The sequence below is a fragment of the Marinicella meishanensis genome (assembly GCF_019931145.1).
Classification (GTDB): domain Bacteria; phylum Pseudomonadota; class Gammaproteobacteria; order Xanthomonadales; family Marinicellaceae; genus Marinicella; species Marinicella meishanensis.
Genome location: NZ_JAIOUV010000002.1, coordinates 120,373 through 136,751 on the forward strand (window position 1 = coordinate 120,373; position 16,379 = coordinate 136,751).

The following is a 16,379-nucleotide window of genomic DNA, read 5'->3' on the forward strand; positions in this document are numbered from 1 at the left end:
ATCATCTATTTGACCGAGGCCCATGCACATGAAAACAATTTGGCTGATCATCGGGCTGCTGACTTTTGGCAGCCACGCAACAGCATCCTCCACAGCAACACCCATCAACTACCAATTCACCGTCACCGATGCCCGACAGCATTTGGGGCAGGTACAAATCACCTTCCCGCAGGTGGGCACCAAAACCCTGCTGGTGCAATTACCGGTCTGGCGTTCGGGCCGTTACGAAATTTTGAATCTGAGTAAACACATCAGCCAATTGACTGCCGAGGATGCCCACGGCCAAGCCATCGAGTGGGACAAAACCGACAAAAACAGCTGGAAACTGTGGCTCAAGCACCCAGGCGCCGTGACCATCAAGTACCAGGTCTATGCCAACATGCTGCGGCACCGGGTGGCCCACATCGATGACACCCACGCCTTTTTGGATGCCAGCGGGGTGTTCATGTTCGCCCCAAGTTTGCGGGACCAACCTTTGACCGTGCAAATGCATGTCCCCGACGGCTGGGTCAGCCGCAGCGGCATGGCAACACACGGCGATGCCCACACCTTTTATGCCCACAATTATGATCAGCTGGTGGATTCCCCGATCGAGAGTGGCCACCACCAATTCAAAGCCTTCACCGTCGGTGAACAAAACTATGAAATCGTCATTTGGGGTGAAGGCAACCACGACATCGATGATTTACAACAGCAAGTGACCCGCCTGCACCATGCCGGCGCCGCCCTTTGGGGTGACTTTCCTTACCAACGTTATGTCTACATGTATCACGTGGGTGATGGTCTCAGGGGGGCCACCGAACATGTGAACTCGACCATCATCCAACAAGACCGGTTCAACTTTCAGCCGCGGGACAAATACCTGCGGGTGTTGGCCACCACAGCGCATGAATTCGTCCACACCTGGAACGTCAAAGCCTACCGCCCAGCGGGCATTGCTCCGTATGATTACTCGCAAGAAAATTACTCCGATCTGTTTTGGATGGCCGAAGGCATCACCAGCTACTACGACGATTTGTTGTTGTTGCGTGCCGGCATCAGTGAACCCAAAGAGTACCTGAAAAAATTGGCCGAGGACGTGCACAAGCATTTGAACAACCCAGGCCGATCTTTGGAATCGGTGGCGGCCACCAGTTTCGACACCTGGCTGAAAGAAGACGGCCAACACAACCACAATGCATCGGTCAGCATTTACTTGGAAGGGGCCATGGCGGCTTGGCACCTGGACCATGAAATCCGCCGCTTGACTGACAATACATACGGCATGGATGAGTTGCAAAAAAGACTCTACCAACAACACCGCAACATCGACCAAGGCTATGACAAAAACGACGTGTTGGGCTTGTTGCAAGACATCACTGGGACCGACATGTCGGCCCACTGGCAACGCTTCATTGAAGGCACCGAAGCCATCGACTTTGACGCATTGCTGGCGTTTTATGGCTTACAACGTCTGGTTGATGAGGAAGACCAGGCAAGCCAAGGGGCCTGGTTGGGGGCGACTTTTGACACCAGCCATGACCAACCACGAATCAAAACTGTGGATCGTGACAGCCCAGCCTGGCAGGCTGGCTTGACCGCTGGTGACACGTTGTTGTCCATCAATGGCATCCAAGTCACCAGTGCCAATCTGGAACAACACCTGGCCCACCTGCAAACCGAGCAGCCACATGAGATCCATTACTTCACCGCCGGTCGCTTGCAACACCAATCAATCCGGCCGATCCAGGCGCCCCACCCCCCATTCAGCATCCAAGCCGTGGACCGGCCCAGTCGCCAACAGCGGGCCCACTTCAAGGCTTGGACGGGGCATGAATTGGCCGACTTGGCCGATTGAGTGATTGCCCACAAGTTGGGCTCAACGGTTCGGGTCTGTCAGGCGCTCGCGCATCTGTTTGAGGGTCAAGAACATCGCATCCCGGTTATATTTATTGACGCCGGATTTGAAGCCAATTTCCGGATCCATATACAGTTCATACACCACCTGCACCTGGTCCGGGCTGATTTGCCGCAACTGCCAGGAGGCGGCCATGTTTTGCATGCGCAACTGTTGTTTGCCGGGGTGCTGATGGGGCTGGTTCACCACCTCAATCAACCAGCCAGGTGGGGCGGTCAATTCAGTGGTGCGGTGGCTGAACACCACATCGCGGTCTTTGAACCACAAGGGCCCTTCGAACACCATGTGTATCAAACCACCGGCCAAGTTTTCGGCCGCTTCACAGCCATGAACCCAGCTGGGAAAATGTTCGGTTTGTCTGAGTAAATCCAACACCACTTCTCGGTCGCCAGGTACCAGCACGACGCCTCGGGTGTGCCACTGTTTGAATTGCGGGTGTTGGTGTCGTTGCCAGATGCGGATGTCGTCCTGATCAATTTTTTTTTGCCAAGCTGGTTCGGCCGCCACCGTCCAAGCCAGCACGCAACCGAAAAGCACCATTGTGTTAAAAATGCCGGGCATCACCATTCATCTTAACCTGTTTTGCGCCTACAATACCGCCATGGGCGAACAAAAAATCATCGGCATCGCCGGCAACATCGGCGCCGGCAAAACTTCCTTGGTGGAGTTCTTGACCAGCACCTACCACATCACCCCGTTTTACGAACCCAACGACAACAACCCCTACCTGGATGATTTTTACCGCGACATGAAGCGCTGGGCCTTTCATTCACAATTGTATTTTTTGAGTTCAAAGTTCAAGATCCACCAACAACTGGAACAAACGCCGGGGGTGGTGATTCAGGACCGCACCCTGTTCGAAGACGTTGAAATCTTCGCCACCGCCTTGCACCAAATGCGCAAAATCAACCAACGTGACTGGGACACGTACTACAATTTTTACCGCAGCATCCAACGCGCGATCAAGCCACCGGATTTGATGATTTATTTGCAGTGCTCGATGCGCACCACCCGCAAGCGAATCAAGCTGCGGGGTCGAAAAATGGAACAAGACATGCCCTTAAGCTACTTGAAACGGTTAGAATCCCTGTATCAAAACTGGATCGCCAACTACGACAAAAGCCGCTTGTTGGTGATCGAAACCGATCGACTGGATTACGTCAACGACCTGATTGATCAAATTGAATTGATGCAAAGCATCGAAGCGTTGCTGCCCCAAGACTTGGCCAGAAACCAATAACAACATGACTTACATATTCATTTTCCTCAAAGGCATGCTGATGGGCATCGCCGACCTGGTACCCGGGGTTTCCGGCGGCACCATGGCTTTAATCACCGGCATTTATGAGCGCCTGATTGGGGCCATCGCCGCGATCAATATCAAGGCGGCTCAACAGGTTTTCAAAGGCCAGATCAAAGCCACCTGGCAACAAATCGACGGCTGGTTTTTGCTGTCTTTGTTCAGTGGCCTGTTGACCGCGGTATTTTTGTTCGCCAGTTTGATCAAATCCCTGTTGCTCAACCAGCCGCTGCTGACCTGGTCTTTTTTCTTTGGTTTGATCGTGGCATCGGCCCTGTTGCTGTTGCACCAGCACCGTTCGAAAAACCCCATTCATTGGCTGTTTTTATTGGGCGGAGCGGCCTTGGGCTATGTACTCAGCACGCAAAGCCTGGCGCTGATTCCAGCCGGCCATGTGGGGGTGCTGTTGGCCGGCATGATTGCCGTCAGCGCGATGATTTTGCCAGGCATTTCAGGTTCACTGATATTGATCCTGTTGGGTTTTTATGAAACCATTTTGGCCGCGGTGGAACAGCGTGATTGGCTGATCCTGGCCCTGTTTGCCGCCGGCTGCGCCATCGGGCTGATGTTGTTTTCCCGCTTGCTGCGGTGGCTGTTGGCCCGTTACCACCTGGCCACTTTGTACGCCTTGGCCGGTTTGATGTTGGGTACCTTGTTCCGGGTTTGGCCTTGGAAAGCAGACAGCCATAACATATTACCCACCGCACACCCAGAGCCGAACTGGCTGCCGGCTTTGATGTTGATGGCCTTGGCCAGTGCCTTTGTTTGGACCCTGTTTCAATTGGACCGCCGCCGATGAACACCTTTTACTGGTATGACCTGGAAACTTTTGGCATCAACCCCCGCTATGACCGCATCGCCCAATTTGCCGGCATCCGCACCGATGAAGATTTGAATCCCATCGGCGATGCCGACATGTTTTATTGCCAACCGACTCCTGACTACCTGCCCGATCCCGGCAGTTGTTTGGTCACCGGAATCACCCCCCAACATTGCCAGGAACATGGCTTGCCCGAACACGCCTTTGCCGACCGGGTGCACGGCATCCTGAGTGAACCGGACACCTGTGGGGTGGGCTACAACAGCATCCGCTTTGACGACGAATGCGTGCGTTCATTGTTCTACCGTAACTTGATGGACCCGTACCAACGGGAATACATGAATGGCAATTCTCGGTGGGACTTGATTGATCTGGTACGGGCCACCTACGCCTTGCGGCCTGAGGGCATCGAATGGCCCATGCATGAACCGGGTAAACCCAGTTTTAAATTGGAAGACCTGGCCGCCGCCAATGGCTTGAGTCACCAAAGTGCCCATGATGCCTTATCTGATGTTGAGGCCACCATCCAATTGGCCCGCTTGATTCGTCAACAACAACCGCGCTTGTTTGACTATGGCCTGAAACAACGCAACAAAGACCACGTGCGCAGTCTGCTCAATTGGCAATTGCTGCAACCGGTGGTGCATGTGTCCAACAAAATCCCCGCCGAACGGGGCTGTTTGGCGGTGATGATGCCTTTGGCCATGCACCCCACCAACAAAAATGGCATCATCTGTTTTGACCTGCACCATGACCCAAGCGATTTGTTGGACCTGTCTGTGTCAGACATTCAGGACCGTTTGTACACCCCCGTGGCTGATCTGCCCGATGGGGTCGAGCGGGTGCCATTGAAAACCATTCATTTGAACAAAGCCCCGTTTGTCGCCCCACTGTCGGTGCTCAAGGGCGTGGATCTGGAGCGCATCGGTTTGGATTATGCCCGTTGTCAGCAACACTTGGCCCAGATCAAACCCATGCCAGGCATCGAAAAGAAGGTGGCCGCGGTCTTTGATCAGCCCTTTGAGGGCACCAGCGACGACGTCGATGAAATGATATATGCCGGCTTTTTCAGCTTCAAAGAACGCGCCCGCTTGGGCTCCATCCGGCAGCTGCCGGTGGAACAAATACCCTGGCAAGCCGATGACTTCGAAGACCACCGCGCCGCCACTTTGATCCAACGCTTCAAAGCCCGCAATTTCCCCGAAAGCCTGACCCCTGAGCAAACCAGCGCCTGGCAAGCCGATGTGCACCAACGCCTGAGTCAACGCTTTGGCGAAGATTTCCAATTGTGGTTTGAACACCTGCAAAACCTGCGGGAACAACACCCAGAGGCCAAAGACCAACAACTGTTGGATCAAGTGGAACAGTTTGTGATGGCACAGGGGGCGTTATTCTTTGGGTAGACTCGCCCGGTAATTGCGGCGCACCCAAATCATGCCGGCGCGGATGCCCAGATACATCAAGAAACCCAGGGCCACGGCAAACACGCCCCAATGACTCATCAACTCAATCGGCTGGGCGTTTTCCACCCCTTTGATGTAATCCCACAACATGGGAATGGCGCCAATCATGGCGATGGTCATGGCCACATAGGAAAACATCCGCAATTGATACATGCGTTGTCTGAACTGCCGTTTTTGGAACAGCTTGACTTGTTCCGGGTCGATGGTGGCCTCTTTGTCAAAACTGAAACCACAAGCTGGGCACACTTTGGCCAGGGAGGACATGCGGTTGCGACAGGCGGGACATTTGACTAGAGCCATGGTGTTTGATCGTGGGTTAAATGAATCATTATAACCATTCTGACATGAATATTTCAGCAAAAAAGTCTATCATACCCGGTGTCAATCAACATTATTCTTGGGTGTCTTTACCGCATGAAAAGAAAAACCAAAATCGTCGCCACCTTGGGTCCTGCCAGCCAATCGCCGGCGCAAATTGAGGCTTTGATCCGCGCCGGGGTCAATGTCTTTCGCCTGAACTTTTCCCACGGCACCGCCGCCGATCACCAACGCCATGTGGACAACATCCGCACCGTGGCCGCCGAGTTGGGCGTGTTGGTGGGCATTTTACAAGACCTGCAAGGACCCAAAATCCGGGTCGGCACTTTTGCCGATGGGCCGATTGATCTGCAGGAAGGCGAGGCCTTTTTGTTGCACCCGGACCCCAACCACCCGGGCGACCAATCCGGGGTGGGCATCAGTTATGCCGACTTACATGCCGACGTGGCAGTCGGTCATGACCTGCTGTTGGATGACGGCCGCCTGATTTTACAGGTGCAAGCGATCAAGGATCGGGTGATCCACACCCGCGTCAGCCGAGGTGGTCTGTTGAGCAACAACAAAGGCATCAATGTGCCAGACGCCGATTTGAGCATCGCGGCGGTGACTGACAAAGACATCGCCGACATCGCCACCGGCGCACAACTGGATGTGGATTGGGTGGCCTTGAGTTTTGTGCGCAGCCAAGAAGACCTGTTGTTGGCTCGTCAACACCTGGAAAAGAATCAATCATCGGCCAAACTGATGGCCAAAATTGAAAAACCCGGCGCCATCCGCAATTACAAAGAAATCTTGCGCACCGCCGATGGCATCATGGTGGCCCGGGGTGATTTGGGCGTGGAATTGTCCCCTGAAAAAGTACCGATGCTGCAAAAACGCCTGATTCGCAAAGCCCGGGAAAAAGGCAAGCCGGTGATCACCGCCACCCAGATGCTGGAAACCATGACAGAAAACCCCATTCCCACCCGTGCCGAGGCCAATGACGTGGCCAACGCCATCTTTGATGGCACCGATGCGGTGATGCTGTCGGCCGAGACGGCCACCGGCAAACACCCGATCAAAGCGGTGCAAACCATGGACCGCATCGCCATGACGGTGGAAGCCGACAACGACTACCGCAAACGCATGCGCGACCGCAAATTCAAAGCCGAGAAGAACACCCCCGATGCGGTGTCCTTTGCCGCCTGTCACATCGCCACCACCTTGGCGGCCGAAGTGATGTGTTGTTTCTCCAGTTCCGGTGCCACCGCCCTGCGGGTCGCCCGCAACCGCATCCACACCGATGTGATTGCCATCTCACCGTCATTCAAATCATGCAACCAGCTGACGGTGTCCTGGGGCATCAATCCGGTGTTGAACAACGACGCCACCAGCACCGATGAAATGGTGGAGATTGCCAACCAGGTCATCAAACAACAAAACATGGCCCAAGCCGGCGATCAATTCGTGATCACCGCTGGGGTGCCGTTTGGTCATTCTGGCACCACCAACCTGATCCGGGTGGAAACCTTGGATTGAGTATTTGACAGTCAAACACAGTTGATTTCGTAGGGTTGGGCAATTCAATCCAAAGGAAATCACATCCTCAAACCATATTTTGAGGCTGTCTCTGCAGCTGATCAAACAAGGATTTGGCTTGTTGCCACAGTGCTTTGTCCATAACCAACTTTCACAAGAATATGACTCATTTCAATGGTACTATATACTTAACGATGAAGTTCGTCATTCACTGTCAGCAAACTTGAGTTCACGCATGCCAAACAAACCAGTTCAGCCGGCCTCGCAGGTCGCCACCCAGCATGAAGCACACACTTTGGAATCGATCATTGCCGCAGTCGGCCAAAAAATACTGGACAAAGAAGGGGCCATCAAAACCGTCATTGCTTCCTTGATCGCCGGCGGTCATGTGTTGTTGGAAGATTTGCCCGGACTGGGCAAAACCACTTTGGCCACCGCCGTCTCGCAAGTATTTGGCATGGACTTCAAGCGCATTCAACTGACCTCAGACATGATGCCCAGTGACGTCTTGGGGGTCAGCATTTATGACGCCAAAAGCCAGACATTCAGCTACCACAAAGGGCCCATTTTCACCCAGTTTTTGCTGGCCGATGAATTGAATCGGGCCACGCCCAAAACCCAAAGTGCGTTGTTGGAGGCCATGGCTGAAAGTCAAGTCAGCATGGACGGCCAAACCCACCGCTTGGATCCGGTGTTTTTTGTGATGGCCACCCAAAACCCCATAGATGAGGCCGGCACCTATGCCCTGCCACAATCGCAACTGGATCGCTTTTTGGTCAGCCTGTCTTTGGGTTACCCCGATCAAAACAACGAACGCCAACTGTATTCGGCCGACTACCTCAGCCGCTTTGATGAGCCCATCGCAGCCTTGAGCTCACCAACCCAATTGTTGCAATGGCGCGAACAATGCCGGCAAGTCCATGCCAGTGATGAAGTGCTGGATTATTTGCAATTGTTGATTCACAAAACCCGCAACCACAGTGAAATCCACCAGGGCTTGTCGCCGCGGGCCGGATTGTCTTTGTTTCGTCTGGCACAAAGTTTTGCCTTCATGGACCGCCGTGACTTCATCACCCCAGCCGATTTGCAACAAGCCTTTTTCCCCGTGTGCCGCCACCGATTGGTCACCCACGATGGGCGGCTGGCTGCCGAGCTGATTCATAACATCCTCGATGACACCCCGGTTATTTAAAGACCGCCTGCAACGATTTTTTAACCGCCGGGGTAAAGAGCGGCTGCCGGTGGTGTTTGATTGGCGGCGCATCTACGTGCTGCCCAGCAAACCCGGACTGTTTTTTGCCTCCATTTGGTTTTTGATGATGTTGGCAGGCCTCAACTTCAACAACAACATGAGTTTGATGCTGGTGTTTTTGTTGTTTGGCCTGGCCCAAGTGGTGCTGCACAAAACTTTTTTCAACCTCAGAAACTTGCGTTTGGAGCAAGTCAAAGCCGATCCGGTGTTTTTGGGTGATGCCATCACTTTGTTTTTACAAGTCAGTGCCGATGACAAAAAATGGCAAATACGCACCGAGAATGACCTCACTGATGACACCACCAACATCACCGAGCAAAGTTCACAATTGACCACTTTAATGCCCAGTCTGCACCGCGGTTGGCAGGCCGTGGACCGCATCAAGCTGATGACCCGCTTCCCTTTGGGTTTGTTCACTTGTTGGGTGTACTGCACCCCACAAGATGCGGTGTTGGTCTACCCCAAACCAGAAGACCCCTGCCCACCTTTCCCCCACCATGGCGGTCGAGAAGGCGAACAAACCACCTGGGTCAAAGGTGAAGAAATCAGCAGCATCAGACCTTATCGACATGGCGATCCCATCCGCGACATTGCCTGGAAAAAATCAGCCCAAACGGAACAAACTTGGGTCAAAGAGTTCAAACAAACCCAAGGTCAGTATTTGAGTTTTGATTATGCCCAGATGAACCTGTCAAACACCGAACTCAAACTGTCGCGCATCACCGCTTGGGTGTTGGCCGCTGAACTCCAGCAAGCCGAATACCAAGTGTTGTTGCCGGGTTTTGACTCGGGCATGTCGGTCGGTGAAAAACACCTGCACCGTTGTCTCAAAGCCTTGGCTTTGTATCAATCCGGAGGGGCCAGCTGATGGCCAGAATCCAATCGCAATTGAGCATGAAACAGTTGTTTTGGATCACTTTTGCGGTGGTCTTGGCGGTGTTGCCACAACTGTATCGTTTGCCCATTTGGTTCTTACCCATGGCGTTGATGGTTATCAGCTATCGCTTTTATGCCCAAATCAACCACATCAAGAAAGCTTGGAACACCCTGTTGATGTTCCTGGCTCTGCTGGTCTTGGTGTTGATCATTTTCAGCCAAGGCCTGACCCTATCCAGGGAAATCAGTGTCACCATTTTGATCTCTATGGCGGTGTTGAAGTTGTTGGAAACATACACCATGCGCGACGCCTTGTTGGTGGTCATGCTGTGTTATTTCGTGACCATGACGCGTTTTTTGTATTCGCAGGATTTGTTGTTGATTTTTTACCTGCTGGGCTCGGCATTCATCACCACCCATGCCTTGTCGGTGCTGAACTATGAAAAGTCGGCGCGCTGGTTTGACCGCCAACAAATTAAATCCACTGCCGCCTCCTTGTCATTGGCGGTCCCATTTGCCATCTTGTTTTTCCTGGTGTTTCCCCGTTTGGGGTCACCGATCTGGGGCTCGCCAGACTTTTTTGGGGAAGGCAAAACCGGCATCAGCGACACCATGAGTCCGGGATCGATCATTGAGTTGTTCATGGATGACTCACCAGCTTTCCGGGTGACCTTTGATGATGGCGTGGTGCCACCCAATGCCCAGTTGTATTGGCGCGGCCCGGTGTTGTGGCATTTCGATGGCCGCACCTGGAGTCGCCAAAAGCACAATTCACTGCGCCAGACCATGCGGCAATACGGCGATGCCGAAACCATTGCTTATCAAATTGAACAGGAAAACACCGGGCAAAACTACATGTTCAGTTTGGATTATGTGACCGATTCAGCGGGTAAGGGGTTTTTGTTACCGGATTCAACTCTGTATTCAATGACCACCATCAATCAACTGCGCCACTATGAGCTGAAATCGGTGCTGCTGGAACGCTTTTATCAGGACCTCAGCGACCACAACCGGCGCCTGTTACTGACCTATCCAGCCAACCAGAATCAACGCACCTTGGCATTAATTCGTCAATGGCAAGCGGAAGACCCGAATCCTTTGGCGGTGGTCAATCGCGCCTTACAAAAATTCAATCAAGAAGACTTTTATTATTCATTCACCCCGCCCCCACTGGAAGGTGAAGTGATTGATGAGTTCTTGTTCGAGAGTCGCCGAGGCTTTTGTGAACACTACGCCTCAACTTTCACCATCATGATGCGCATGGCCGGAATCCCTGCTCGCGTGGTCACCGGCTACCAAGGTGGCATCGACAACGGTGAGTACCTGTTGGTCAAACAGTCCGATGCCCACGCCTGGTCAGAAGTCTACATTGAACCGGCACAAGGATCTGGTTATTGGATGCGCATCGATCCCACCTCCATGGTGGCACCCGAACGGGTCGAATCCGGTTCGCAAAACATCATGACCGAGAAACGCCATTGGATTGATTTTGAATGGCTGCGGGATACCAAGGAATCCCTGGACAAATACCGCTACCAATGGAACCAATGGGTGCGTGATTTCAATGTCAGCAAACAAGAAGCCTTGTTCAAGGCCATTGGCTTTGAATACCGCGACGGCAAAACCCTGGCCTTGTTGATGATGGCCATTTTGCTGTTCACTGCCTTGTTGACTTTGATTCCGATGTGGTGGCTGAAACGCCAACGACACCACACTTTGCAGCGTTTGTATCTGCAACTGGTGCGCACCATCAAACACAACCCGGCCCTGTACGATCAACACCGCAAAGGCATCGAACACTTGACCGCAGAGATCATCAAAACATATCCGGAAAGTGAACCGCGCATGCAACACTTTTTGGCCTTATACCTACAAGCCCGATACAGCAAACAAGCACCCAAAAAACAACAGCTGTTGCAACACTTGCAAAAAACCTTGAACCAAATTAAGCCCATCCTGCAGGCCAGCAAAGCCCCTTGAGCCAGTCCCAAAAAAGCAAAACTTTAACGTTGAATTAAGCCTGCATTAACAGAAGACGGGTTAATTTATGGGCCGCTGGCGATGCCCCAAAAAGACAGCCATTCAATAACAATTGATTCATCTGATGTTCATTTTTGGATTCCTATAATCGCCACCGCGGTTGCATGCAAACCGCCTTAAATCAAAACCGGGTTTTGATCCGGTTTCTTTATCTGAGGTCTGTCCACAGGCCCTTCAATTTATGGAGTAAAAAGAAATGAGAAAATGGTTACTGACGGCCTTGTTGGCCACTCAAGTCATCGCCCAAGCCAATGAAGACATCAATTACAATTACTTAGAGCTGGGGTATGGCTACTTGGACCTGTCCGGCAATGAACATGCCGATGGCCTGTACCTGGAAGGGGCGTTTGATTTGAACGAGCACTTCTATCTGGGCGGCTCATAAAATAACTTGGGCGCCAACGGTGCTGACCTCGACCGCTACGGCATCTTCGGAGGATGGCACAATGGTCTGTCAGACAGTACCGACTTTTATGCCCAACTGGAAGTGGGTCATCTTGACAGCCGCTTCAGAGACAGCACCACTTATGGGGCAGATTTTGGCACCCGCACCGCTTTCAATGAACACTTTGAGTTGATCACCCAAGTGGGTTACACCCATGTGGACAAAGCCAGCGACGGTTATTTCAATGTGGGCCTGAAAGGGTTGTTTAAGGTCACAGACAACCACGCCATCACCGCCGGTGTGGAATCATTGGATGGTGAAACAGGTGCCAGCGTCGGCTTCCGTTTTTCATTCTGATTTAAGGGGGTGGGCGCCCCAATCGAGCGGCACCCACCCACCTTACTGTCCTGGTTTTAATCCTTTTGCCTTGATACTTTTTTTAGGTTGCTTAAGCGGCTGGTATTGACCTGCAGCTGCAACACATCGGGCCGTGAATAATGGCCCACCGGATCGAAATTCTGCCGTTCTTCAAACACCCGCGCATGGTCAATGGTGGCGGTGTAAATGCCTTCTTCGCCCACCTGTGGCTCAATCACAAACGAACCGTCCGGCGCACACAAACAAGATCCACCATCGGTCAAGAAATCAGCCGGACAATCTTGCATCAAAGCCGCATAATGCGGGCTGTGTTTGGGAAAGTCTTGTGGCCGCATCAAACCACTGACCGAGATCACGAAGGACCGACCTTCTTTGGCCATCATCGGCGTGATGTCATGCGTGTTGCGGATGCTGCCCGGCCAATTGGCCACGTGTAAATCTTCACCTTGGGCATACAAGGCGGTGCGGGCCAAAGGCATCCAATTTTCCCAACAGTTCAAGCCACCCACGGTGAACGCACCCAAGCGGTGAGTTTGTAAGCCATGCCCATCGCCCGGCGACCAGGTCAACCGCTCTTCATAAGTGGGTTGCAATTTGCGGTGTACCGATTGGATGACTCCCTGTTCATCAATATAAACAATCGAACAATACAAGCTGTGCCCACCTCTGTCCACAGGACGCTCGATGATGCCCAAATAACAAGCCATCTGGTGATGGCGCAACACCGCGCAGATGTCATCCAAATCACCGCGCTCGATTTGTACCGCCTGCTGACAATAGTGGGCGTGGAATTCTTTTTGGTCCTGGGCATTGAAACGCGCCCCATGGGTCAATTCAATCCAAAATGGATACCCCGGCAACAAGCCTTCTCCCAAAGCCACCAACTGGCACCCTTGAGCCCCGGCTTGTTGCAGGTAATCGATGATTTTTTCGGTGGTTTTTGCCCGGTCCAACCAGACCGGTGCGATTTGTATCAACCCTACTTTTAACTGATTCGACACGATAAGGCTCCTGTTCAGACTGTATGGGAAATCGATATTATCACCAGTTACTCATTAATCACCAACACAAAGACCGATTTAGTTTGGATTAATGGCTTGTGTGGTTCACAATAACAACACCTTCGTTGGCACAAGGAGAACAGAACAACCAGCATGGAACAAACAGACACAACACACATCAACGCAATGATTCAAAAATGGACAGCAGGCGATCAAGAGGTTGAGCAACCTTTGTTTCAATTGCTATACCCCCTATTGCGTCGGATCACGCAAAAAGAACATCGCAAGTTAAACATTAAAGCCATGAACACAACTTTACTGGTCAATGAGATGTACCTCGAAATGAAGCAGAGCAAACAACTGATCATCAAAAACAAACAACATCTGTTGTCGCTTTCCGCCAGGATGGTGCGCTTTATTTTGATCGACTATTTAGCAAGGCAATCAACTTTGAAAAGAGGTGGCGATTTAAAACAAATCACCTGGTCAGATCATCCCCATGAGGACCCAACCTTGGACGTGGACTTTCTTCATTTGCATCAACAACTGACGGCCTTAGACAAAGTTGACCCGATGGCAGTTAAAATCATCGAATTGCGATTTTTTGCCGGCTTGAACCTCGAAGAAACTGCACAAACCTTGAACCGCAGCATCAGTCATGTATCCAGAGAATGGCGATTTGCCAAAACATGGTTGCAAGACCGTTTGGCCGATGTTAAAAATTAAAGCCAATGGAGTAACGAGGACAGTACCAACATGGATTCGAACCGCTATAAGCAACTGAAAAGCCTGTTTCATCAGGCAGCAGAGTTACCGGAAGCGCAAGTCATGAATTTCCTACAAGCACATTGTGCTGATCAGGCCATGTTCGATCAAATCATTCGCATGCTTAAGACTGAACATGAATCCATGCAAGCCACGGAACAAGTTGTGCAAGAAGCCTCAGACACGGTGATCAAAAGCGCGGTGTTTTTCCCTGATGACCGCTACATACTCATCAAGTCTTTAGGACATGGCGGTATGGGACAAGTGTTCCTGGCCAAGCGCAATGTAGACCACATTGAGCATTTGGTGGCTTTGAAAATATTGCAACTAACAGATCCGGCTGCGCAACGACGCTTCTTACGGGAAAGTGAAATATTGTCCCGAATGAGTCACCCCAACATCAGTCAATTCATAGATTCAGACATTTTGCCTGATGGCAGACCTTATGTGGTGATGGAGTACATTGAAGGACTGTCTATCACAGCATTCAGTGAAACCAGAGATTTGCGTTCCAAACTGGATTTGTTTCTGCAACTGTGTGAAGCGGTCAAACATGCCCACCGCAACTTGATCATTCATCAAGACCTCAAGCCAGACAATATTTTGGTGACCAAACAAGGGCAAGTGAAATTACTGGATTTTGGCATTGCCAAAATTTTGCAACAAAACAACCAACACACCCAAACCTTGTTGCGCGCCTTAACCCCTGGTTATGCCAGCCCTGAACAACTGTTGGGCCAACCCATCGACGTCACTTCAGACGTGTATTCACTGGGCATGGTCTTGTATCAACTGTTAAGTGGCACACTGCCTTATTCACTGGACGGATTAAAACCACTGGAGATTCATCAACTGCTACAAGATCAAATCATCGACCCACCCAGCAAGGCAAAAACAGCCTCACACACCAAAATCAAAGTGAATGCCGACTTAGACGCCATCACTTTAAAGGCATTGGCGTTTGATCCCGATGACCGTTACGGCAGTGTAGATGACTTGACCCACGACCTCCATCTGTATCAAAAAAAGGCGCCAATCTCAGCCAGAAAAATCGGTGCCTTGTACCGCAGTCAAAAATACATCCAACGACATAAGATAGACCTGTCAATTGTGGCTGCATTTTTGTTTTTTGCCTGGCTCTATTTCAACACCTTGATCAACAAAAACCAGGCCATCGAGTCGCAACTGGCCACCATTGTTCAGCAACGAGATGACTTGTTACTGGAACAAAAAAGGGCTGAATACATTGCGGATAGCTTTGCAGTTGAGCGTCATGCAGACACCAAAAATAATGGCAATCAGGCCACAGTGGTTAATGAAATGATCAATGCCGTCAATGGCAATATGTTTTATGCCTATGAATTGGATTTATTGGACAATCCGATCAAATTTGTGTTGTATTACAACACCAAAAGTGCCCAACAGACCCGAGGCTTAATACCATTGAATCAAGTTGGAAAAGGTTGGACTCACAGCTACATAAGACAATTAACTGTCCGCCGATATGCCAGCAGAGATGATTTTCATTTAATCACGGCTGACAGGCCCGATGGTGAGGCCATTGCTTTTGAAAAAATTGAAAGCCAATGGACCAATTCCAAAGGCTATGACATCGAAATCACAAAACAAAATGACCAGTGGACTTTAATCAACCAACAAAATGAGCAGGAACATTATGGATGGTTTGGTGAGCTGCTTGGCACAGCAACATCCAATCAGTACCTGACCATCGAATGGGAACACATATACCCAGAAGTTGATAAATCAGTGGGCCGCTATCAAAATGACAAGAGGATAAAATCCATCCTCGCTGATACAGGCCATGCCATCAACTTTCATTATCAACATGACAAAACCATGGTGGTTGACTTCATCAGTGATGAGAAAGGTCGCATTTGGCAGTTTGAATATGACCTGCATTACAACCTCGTTGCTGTGACCAACCCTGATGGCACTGGAAAAACTTTTCGCTATGAAGATGAATTTCGGCCTTACAACATGACCGCAGTTGGCACCCAACTGTATGATGGATTTTCTGTGATCCACAAAAGTTTTGATTACCATGACATCAGTGACAATGTGAAACAAATCGGTTACCACTCCCAAGCCTGTGAAAATGACTGGATCAATGTTGATTATTGTTGCGGTGCCACCACCCTATCCAATCAACAGGGGCAATCCAATGTATACAAAATAAACAAGCAGACCATGCCTTGGTCAATCACCACTGCTGAACTTGAGTTTGAATTCCCTCAATGTAACTTTGATTTATTTCAAACTTGGCGCAATGAATTACTGGAATTAACCCGATAAAATTTAATTCTTTTGACCAGTTTTGAGTCGAGATCCAGATACATCGATTAAGC

At 50.9% G+C, this 16,379-nt stretch carries 15 protein-coding genes; 12 read left to right on the top strand and 3 right to left on the bottom strand.

Going from position 1 to position 16,379, the window contains the following annotated elements; translation table 11 throughout:
• Positions 1-28: 28 nt before the first annotated feature.
• Positions 29-1,837: a M61 family metallopeptidase gene (locus K7G70_RS03050; protein WP_223787128.1), complete on the top strand. Its 1,809-nt coding sequence runs from the start codon at positions 29-31 to the stop codon at positions 1,835-1,837.
• Positions 1,838-1,858: 21 nt separating this feature from the next.
• On the opposite strand, the gene K7G70_RS03055 is transcribed toward K7G70_RS03050, so the two are convergent.
• The gene (locus tag K7G70_RS03055; RefSeq protein WP_223787129.1) at positions 1,859-2,437 is read right to left on the bottom strand and encodes an SRPBCC family protein; all 579 of its coding nucleotides are present in this window, start codon (positions 2,435-2,437) and stop codon (positions 1,859-1,861) included.
• A gap of 61 nt (positions 2,438-2,498) precedes the next feature.
• On the opposite strand from K7G70_RS03055, the gene K7G70_RS03060 reads away from it, so the two are divergent.
• Genes K7G70_RS03060 through sbcB form a run of 3 tightly spaced genes read left to right on the top strand, consistent with a single transcriptional unit; the run spans position 2,499 to position 5,420 of the window.
• Entirely contained in the window at positions 2,499-3,137 is a 639-nt protein-coding gene (locus K7G70_RS03060) for a deoxynucleoside kinase (protein WP_223787130.1), read from the top strand.
• 4 nt (positions 3,138-3,141) lie between these two features.
• On the top strand, positions 3,142-3,996 hold the full coding sequence (locus tag K7G70_RS03065) for a DUF368 domain-containing protein (protein ID WP_223787131.1): 855 nt from the start codon (positions 3,142-3,144) through the stop codon (positions 3,994-3,996).
• Positions 3,993-5,420: an exodeoxyribonuclease I gene (gene sbcB, locus K7G70_RS03070; RefSeq protein WP_223787132.1), complete on the top strand. Its 1,428-nt coding sequence runs from the start codon at positions 3,993-3,995 to the stop codon at positions 5,418-5,420. Before K7G70_RS03065 ends, sbcB begins: the two co-directional genes overlap by 4 nt.
• Here sbcB and K7G70_RS03075 read toward each other — a convergent pair.
• Complete coding sequence (locus K7G70_RS03075; protein WP_223787133.1) at positions 5,406-5,780, bottom strand: zinc ribbon domain-containing protein; 375 nt, start codon at positions 5,778-5,780, stop codon at positions 5,406-5,408. The genes sbcB and K7G70_RS03075 overlap by 15 nt on opposite strands.
• A gap of 114 nt (positions 5,781-5,894) precedes the next feature.
• On the opposite strand from K7G70_RS03075, the gene pyk reads away from it, so the two are divergent.
• The 6 genes from pyk to K7G70_RS03105 all read left to right on the top strand — a co-directional run bounded on the left by pyk (position 5,895) and on the right by K7G70_RS03105 (position 12,226).
• On the top strand, positions 5,895-7,316 hold the full coding sequence (pyk, locus tag K7G70_RS03080; RefSeq protein WP_223787134.1) for a pyruvate kinase: 1,422 nt from the start codon (positions 5,895-5,897) through the stop codon (positions 7,314-7,316).
• 235 nt (positions 7,317-7,551) lie between these two features.
• Positions 7,552-8,508 (top strand): AAA family ATPase, encoded by a 957-nt coding sequence (locus tag K7G70_RS03085; RefSeq protein WP_223787135.1) that lies wholly within the window; start codon positions 7,552-7,554, stop codon positions 8,506-8,508.
• A complete protein-coding gene (locus tag K7G70_RS03090) occupies positions 8,489-9,436 on the top strand; it encodes a DUF58 domain-containing protein (RefSeq protein ID WP_223787136.1) in 948 nt (315 codons plus the stop codon). Before K7G70_RS03085 ends, K7G70_RS03090 begins: the two co-directional genes overlap by 20 nt.
• On the top strand, positions 9,436-11,424 hold the full coding sequence (locus K7G70_RS03095; RefSeq protein WP_223787137.1) for a transglutaminase TgpA family protein: 1,989 nt from the start codon (positions 9,436-9,438) through the stop codon (positions 11,422-11,424). Before K7G70_RS03090 ends, K7G70_RS03095 begins: the two co-directional genes overlap by 1 nt.
• A gap of 256 nt (positions 11,425-11,680) precedes the next feature.
• On the top strand, positions 11,681-11,869 hold the full coding sequence (locus K7G70_RS03100; RefSeq protein WP_223787138.1) for a hypothetical protein: 189 nt from the start codon (positions 11,681-11,683) through the stop codon (positions 11,867-11,869).
• A gap of 6 nt (positions 11,870-11,875) precedes the next feature.
• Entirely contained in the window at positions 11,876-12,226 is a 351-nt protein-coding gene (locus K7G70_RS03105) for a hypothetical protein (protein ID WP_223787139.1), read from the top strand.
• A 56-nt stretch (positions 12,227-12,282) separates the two neighbouring features.
• Here the strand turns inward: K7G70_RS03105 and K7G70_RS03110 are convergent, their stop codons facing one another.
• Positions 12,283-13,248, bottom strand: coding sequence for a carbon-nitrogen hydrolase family protein (locus tag K7G70_RS03110; protein WP_223787140.1), 966 nt, complete (start codon positions 13,246-13,248; stop codon positions 12,283-12,285).
• A gap of 153 nt (positions 13,249-13,401) precedes the next feature.
• Here K7G70_RS03110 and K7G70_RS03115 point away from each other — a divergent pair, with 153 nt between their 5' ends.
• Positions 13,402-13,974 carry an ECF-type sigma factor gene (locus K7G70_RS03115; protein WP_223787141.1) on the top strand — a complete coding sequence of 191 codons (573 nt, stop codon included), beginning with the start codon at positions 13,402-13,404 and terminating at the stop codon, positions 13,972-13,974.
• Between the two features lie 30 nt (positions 13,975-14,004).
• The gene (locus K7G70_RS03120) at positions 14,005-16,326 is read left to right on the top strand and encodes a serine/threonine protein kinase (protein ID WP_223787142.1); all 2,322 of its coding nucleotides are present in this window, start codon (positions 14,005-14,007) and stop codon (positions 16,324-16,326) included.
• The last annotated feature ends 53 nt before the right edge of the window (positions 16,327-16,379 follow it).

Coding starts and splice junctions, on each gene's coding strand:
- K7G70_RS03050 (WP_223787128.1), top strand. CDS start 29: ATGAAAACAATTTGGCTGATCATCGGGCTGCTGACTTTTGGCAGCCAC.
- K7G70_RS03055 (WP_223787129.1), bottom strand. CDS start 2,437: ATGGTGCTTTTCGGTTGCGTGCTGGCTTGGACGGTGGCGGCCGAACCA.
- K7G70_RS03060 (WP_223787130.1), top strand. CDS start 2,499: ATGGGCGAACAAAAAATCATCGGCATCGCCGGCAACATCGGCGCCGGC.
- K7G70_RS03065 (WP_223787131.1), top strand. CDS start 3,142: ATGACTTACATATTCATTTTCCTCAAAGGCATGCTGATGGGCATCGCC.
- sbcB (WP_223787132.1), top strand. CDS start 3,993: ATGAACACCTTTTACTGGTATGACCTGGAAACTTTTGGCATCAACCCC.
- K7G70_RS03075 (WP_223787133.1), bottom strand. CDS start 5,780: ATGGCTCTAGTCAAATGTCCCGCCTGTCGCAACCGCATGTCCTCCCTG.
- pyk (WP_223787134.1), top strand. CDS start 5,895: ATGAAAAGAAAAACCAAAATCGTCGCCACCTTGGGTCCTGCCAGCCAA.
- K7G70_RS03085 (WP_223787135.1), top strand. CDS start 7,552: ATGCCAAACAAACCAGTTCAGCCGGCCTCGCAGGTCGCCACCCAGCAT.
- K7G70_RS03090 (WP_223787136.1), top strand. CDS start 8,489: ATGACACCCCGGTTATTTAAAGACCGCCTGCAACGATTTTTTAACCGC.
- K7G70_RS03095 (WP_223787137.1), top strand. CDS start 9,436: ATGGCCAGAATCCAATCGCAATTGAGCATGAAACAGTTGTTTTGGATC.
- K7G70_RS03100 (WP_223787138.1), top strand. CDS start 11,681: ATGAGAAAATGGTTACTGACGGCCTTGTTGGCCACTCAAGTCATCGCC.
- K7G70_RS03115 (WP_223787141.1), top strand. CDS start 13,402: ATGGAACAAACAGACACAACACACATCAACGCAATGATTCAAAAATGG.
- K7G70_RS03120 (WP_223787142.1), top strand. CDS start 14,005: ATGGATTCGAACCGCTATAAGCAACTGAAAAGCCTGTTTCATCAGGCA.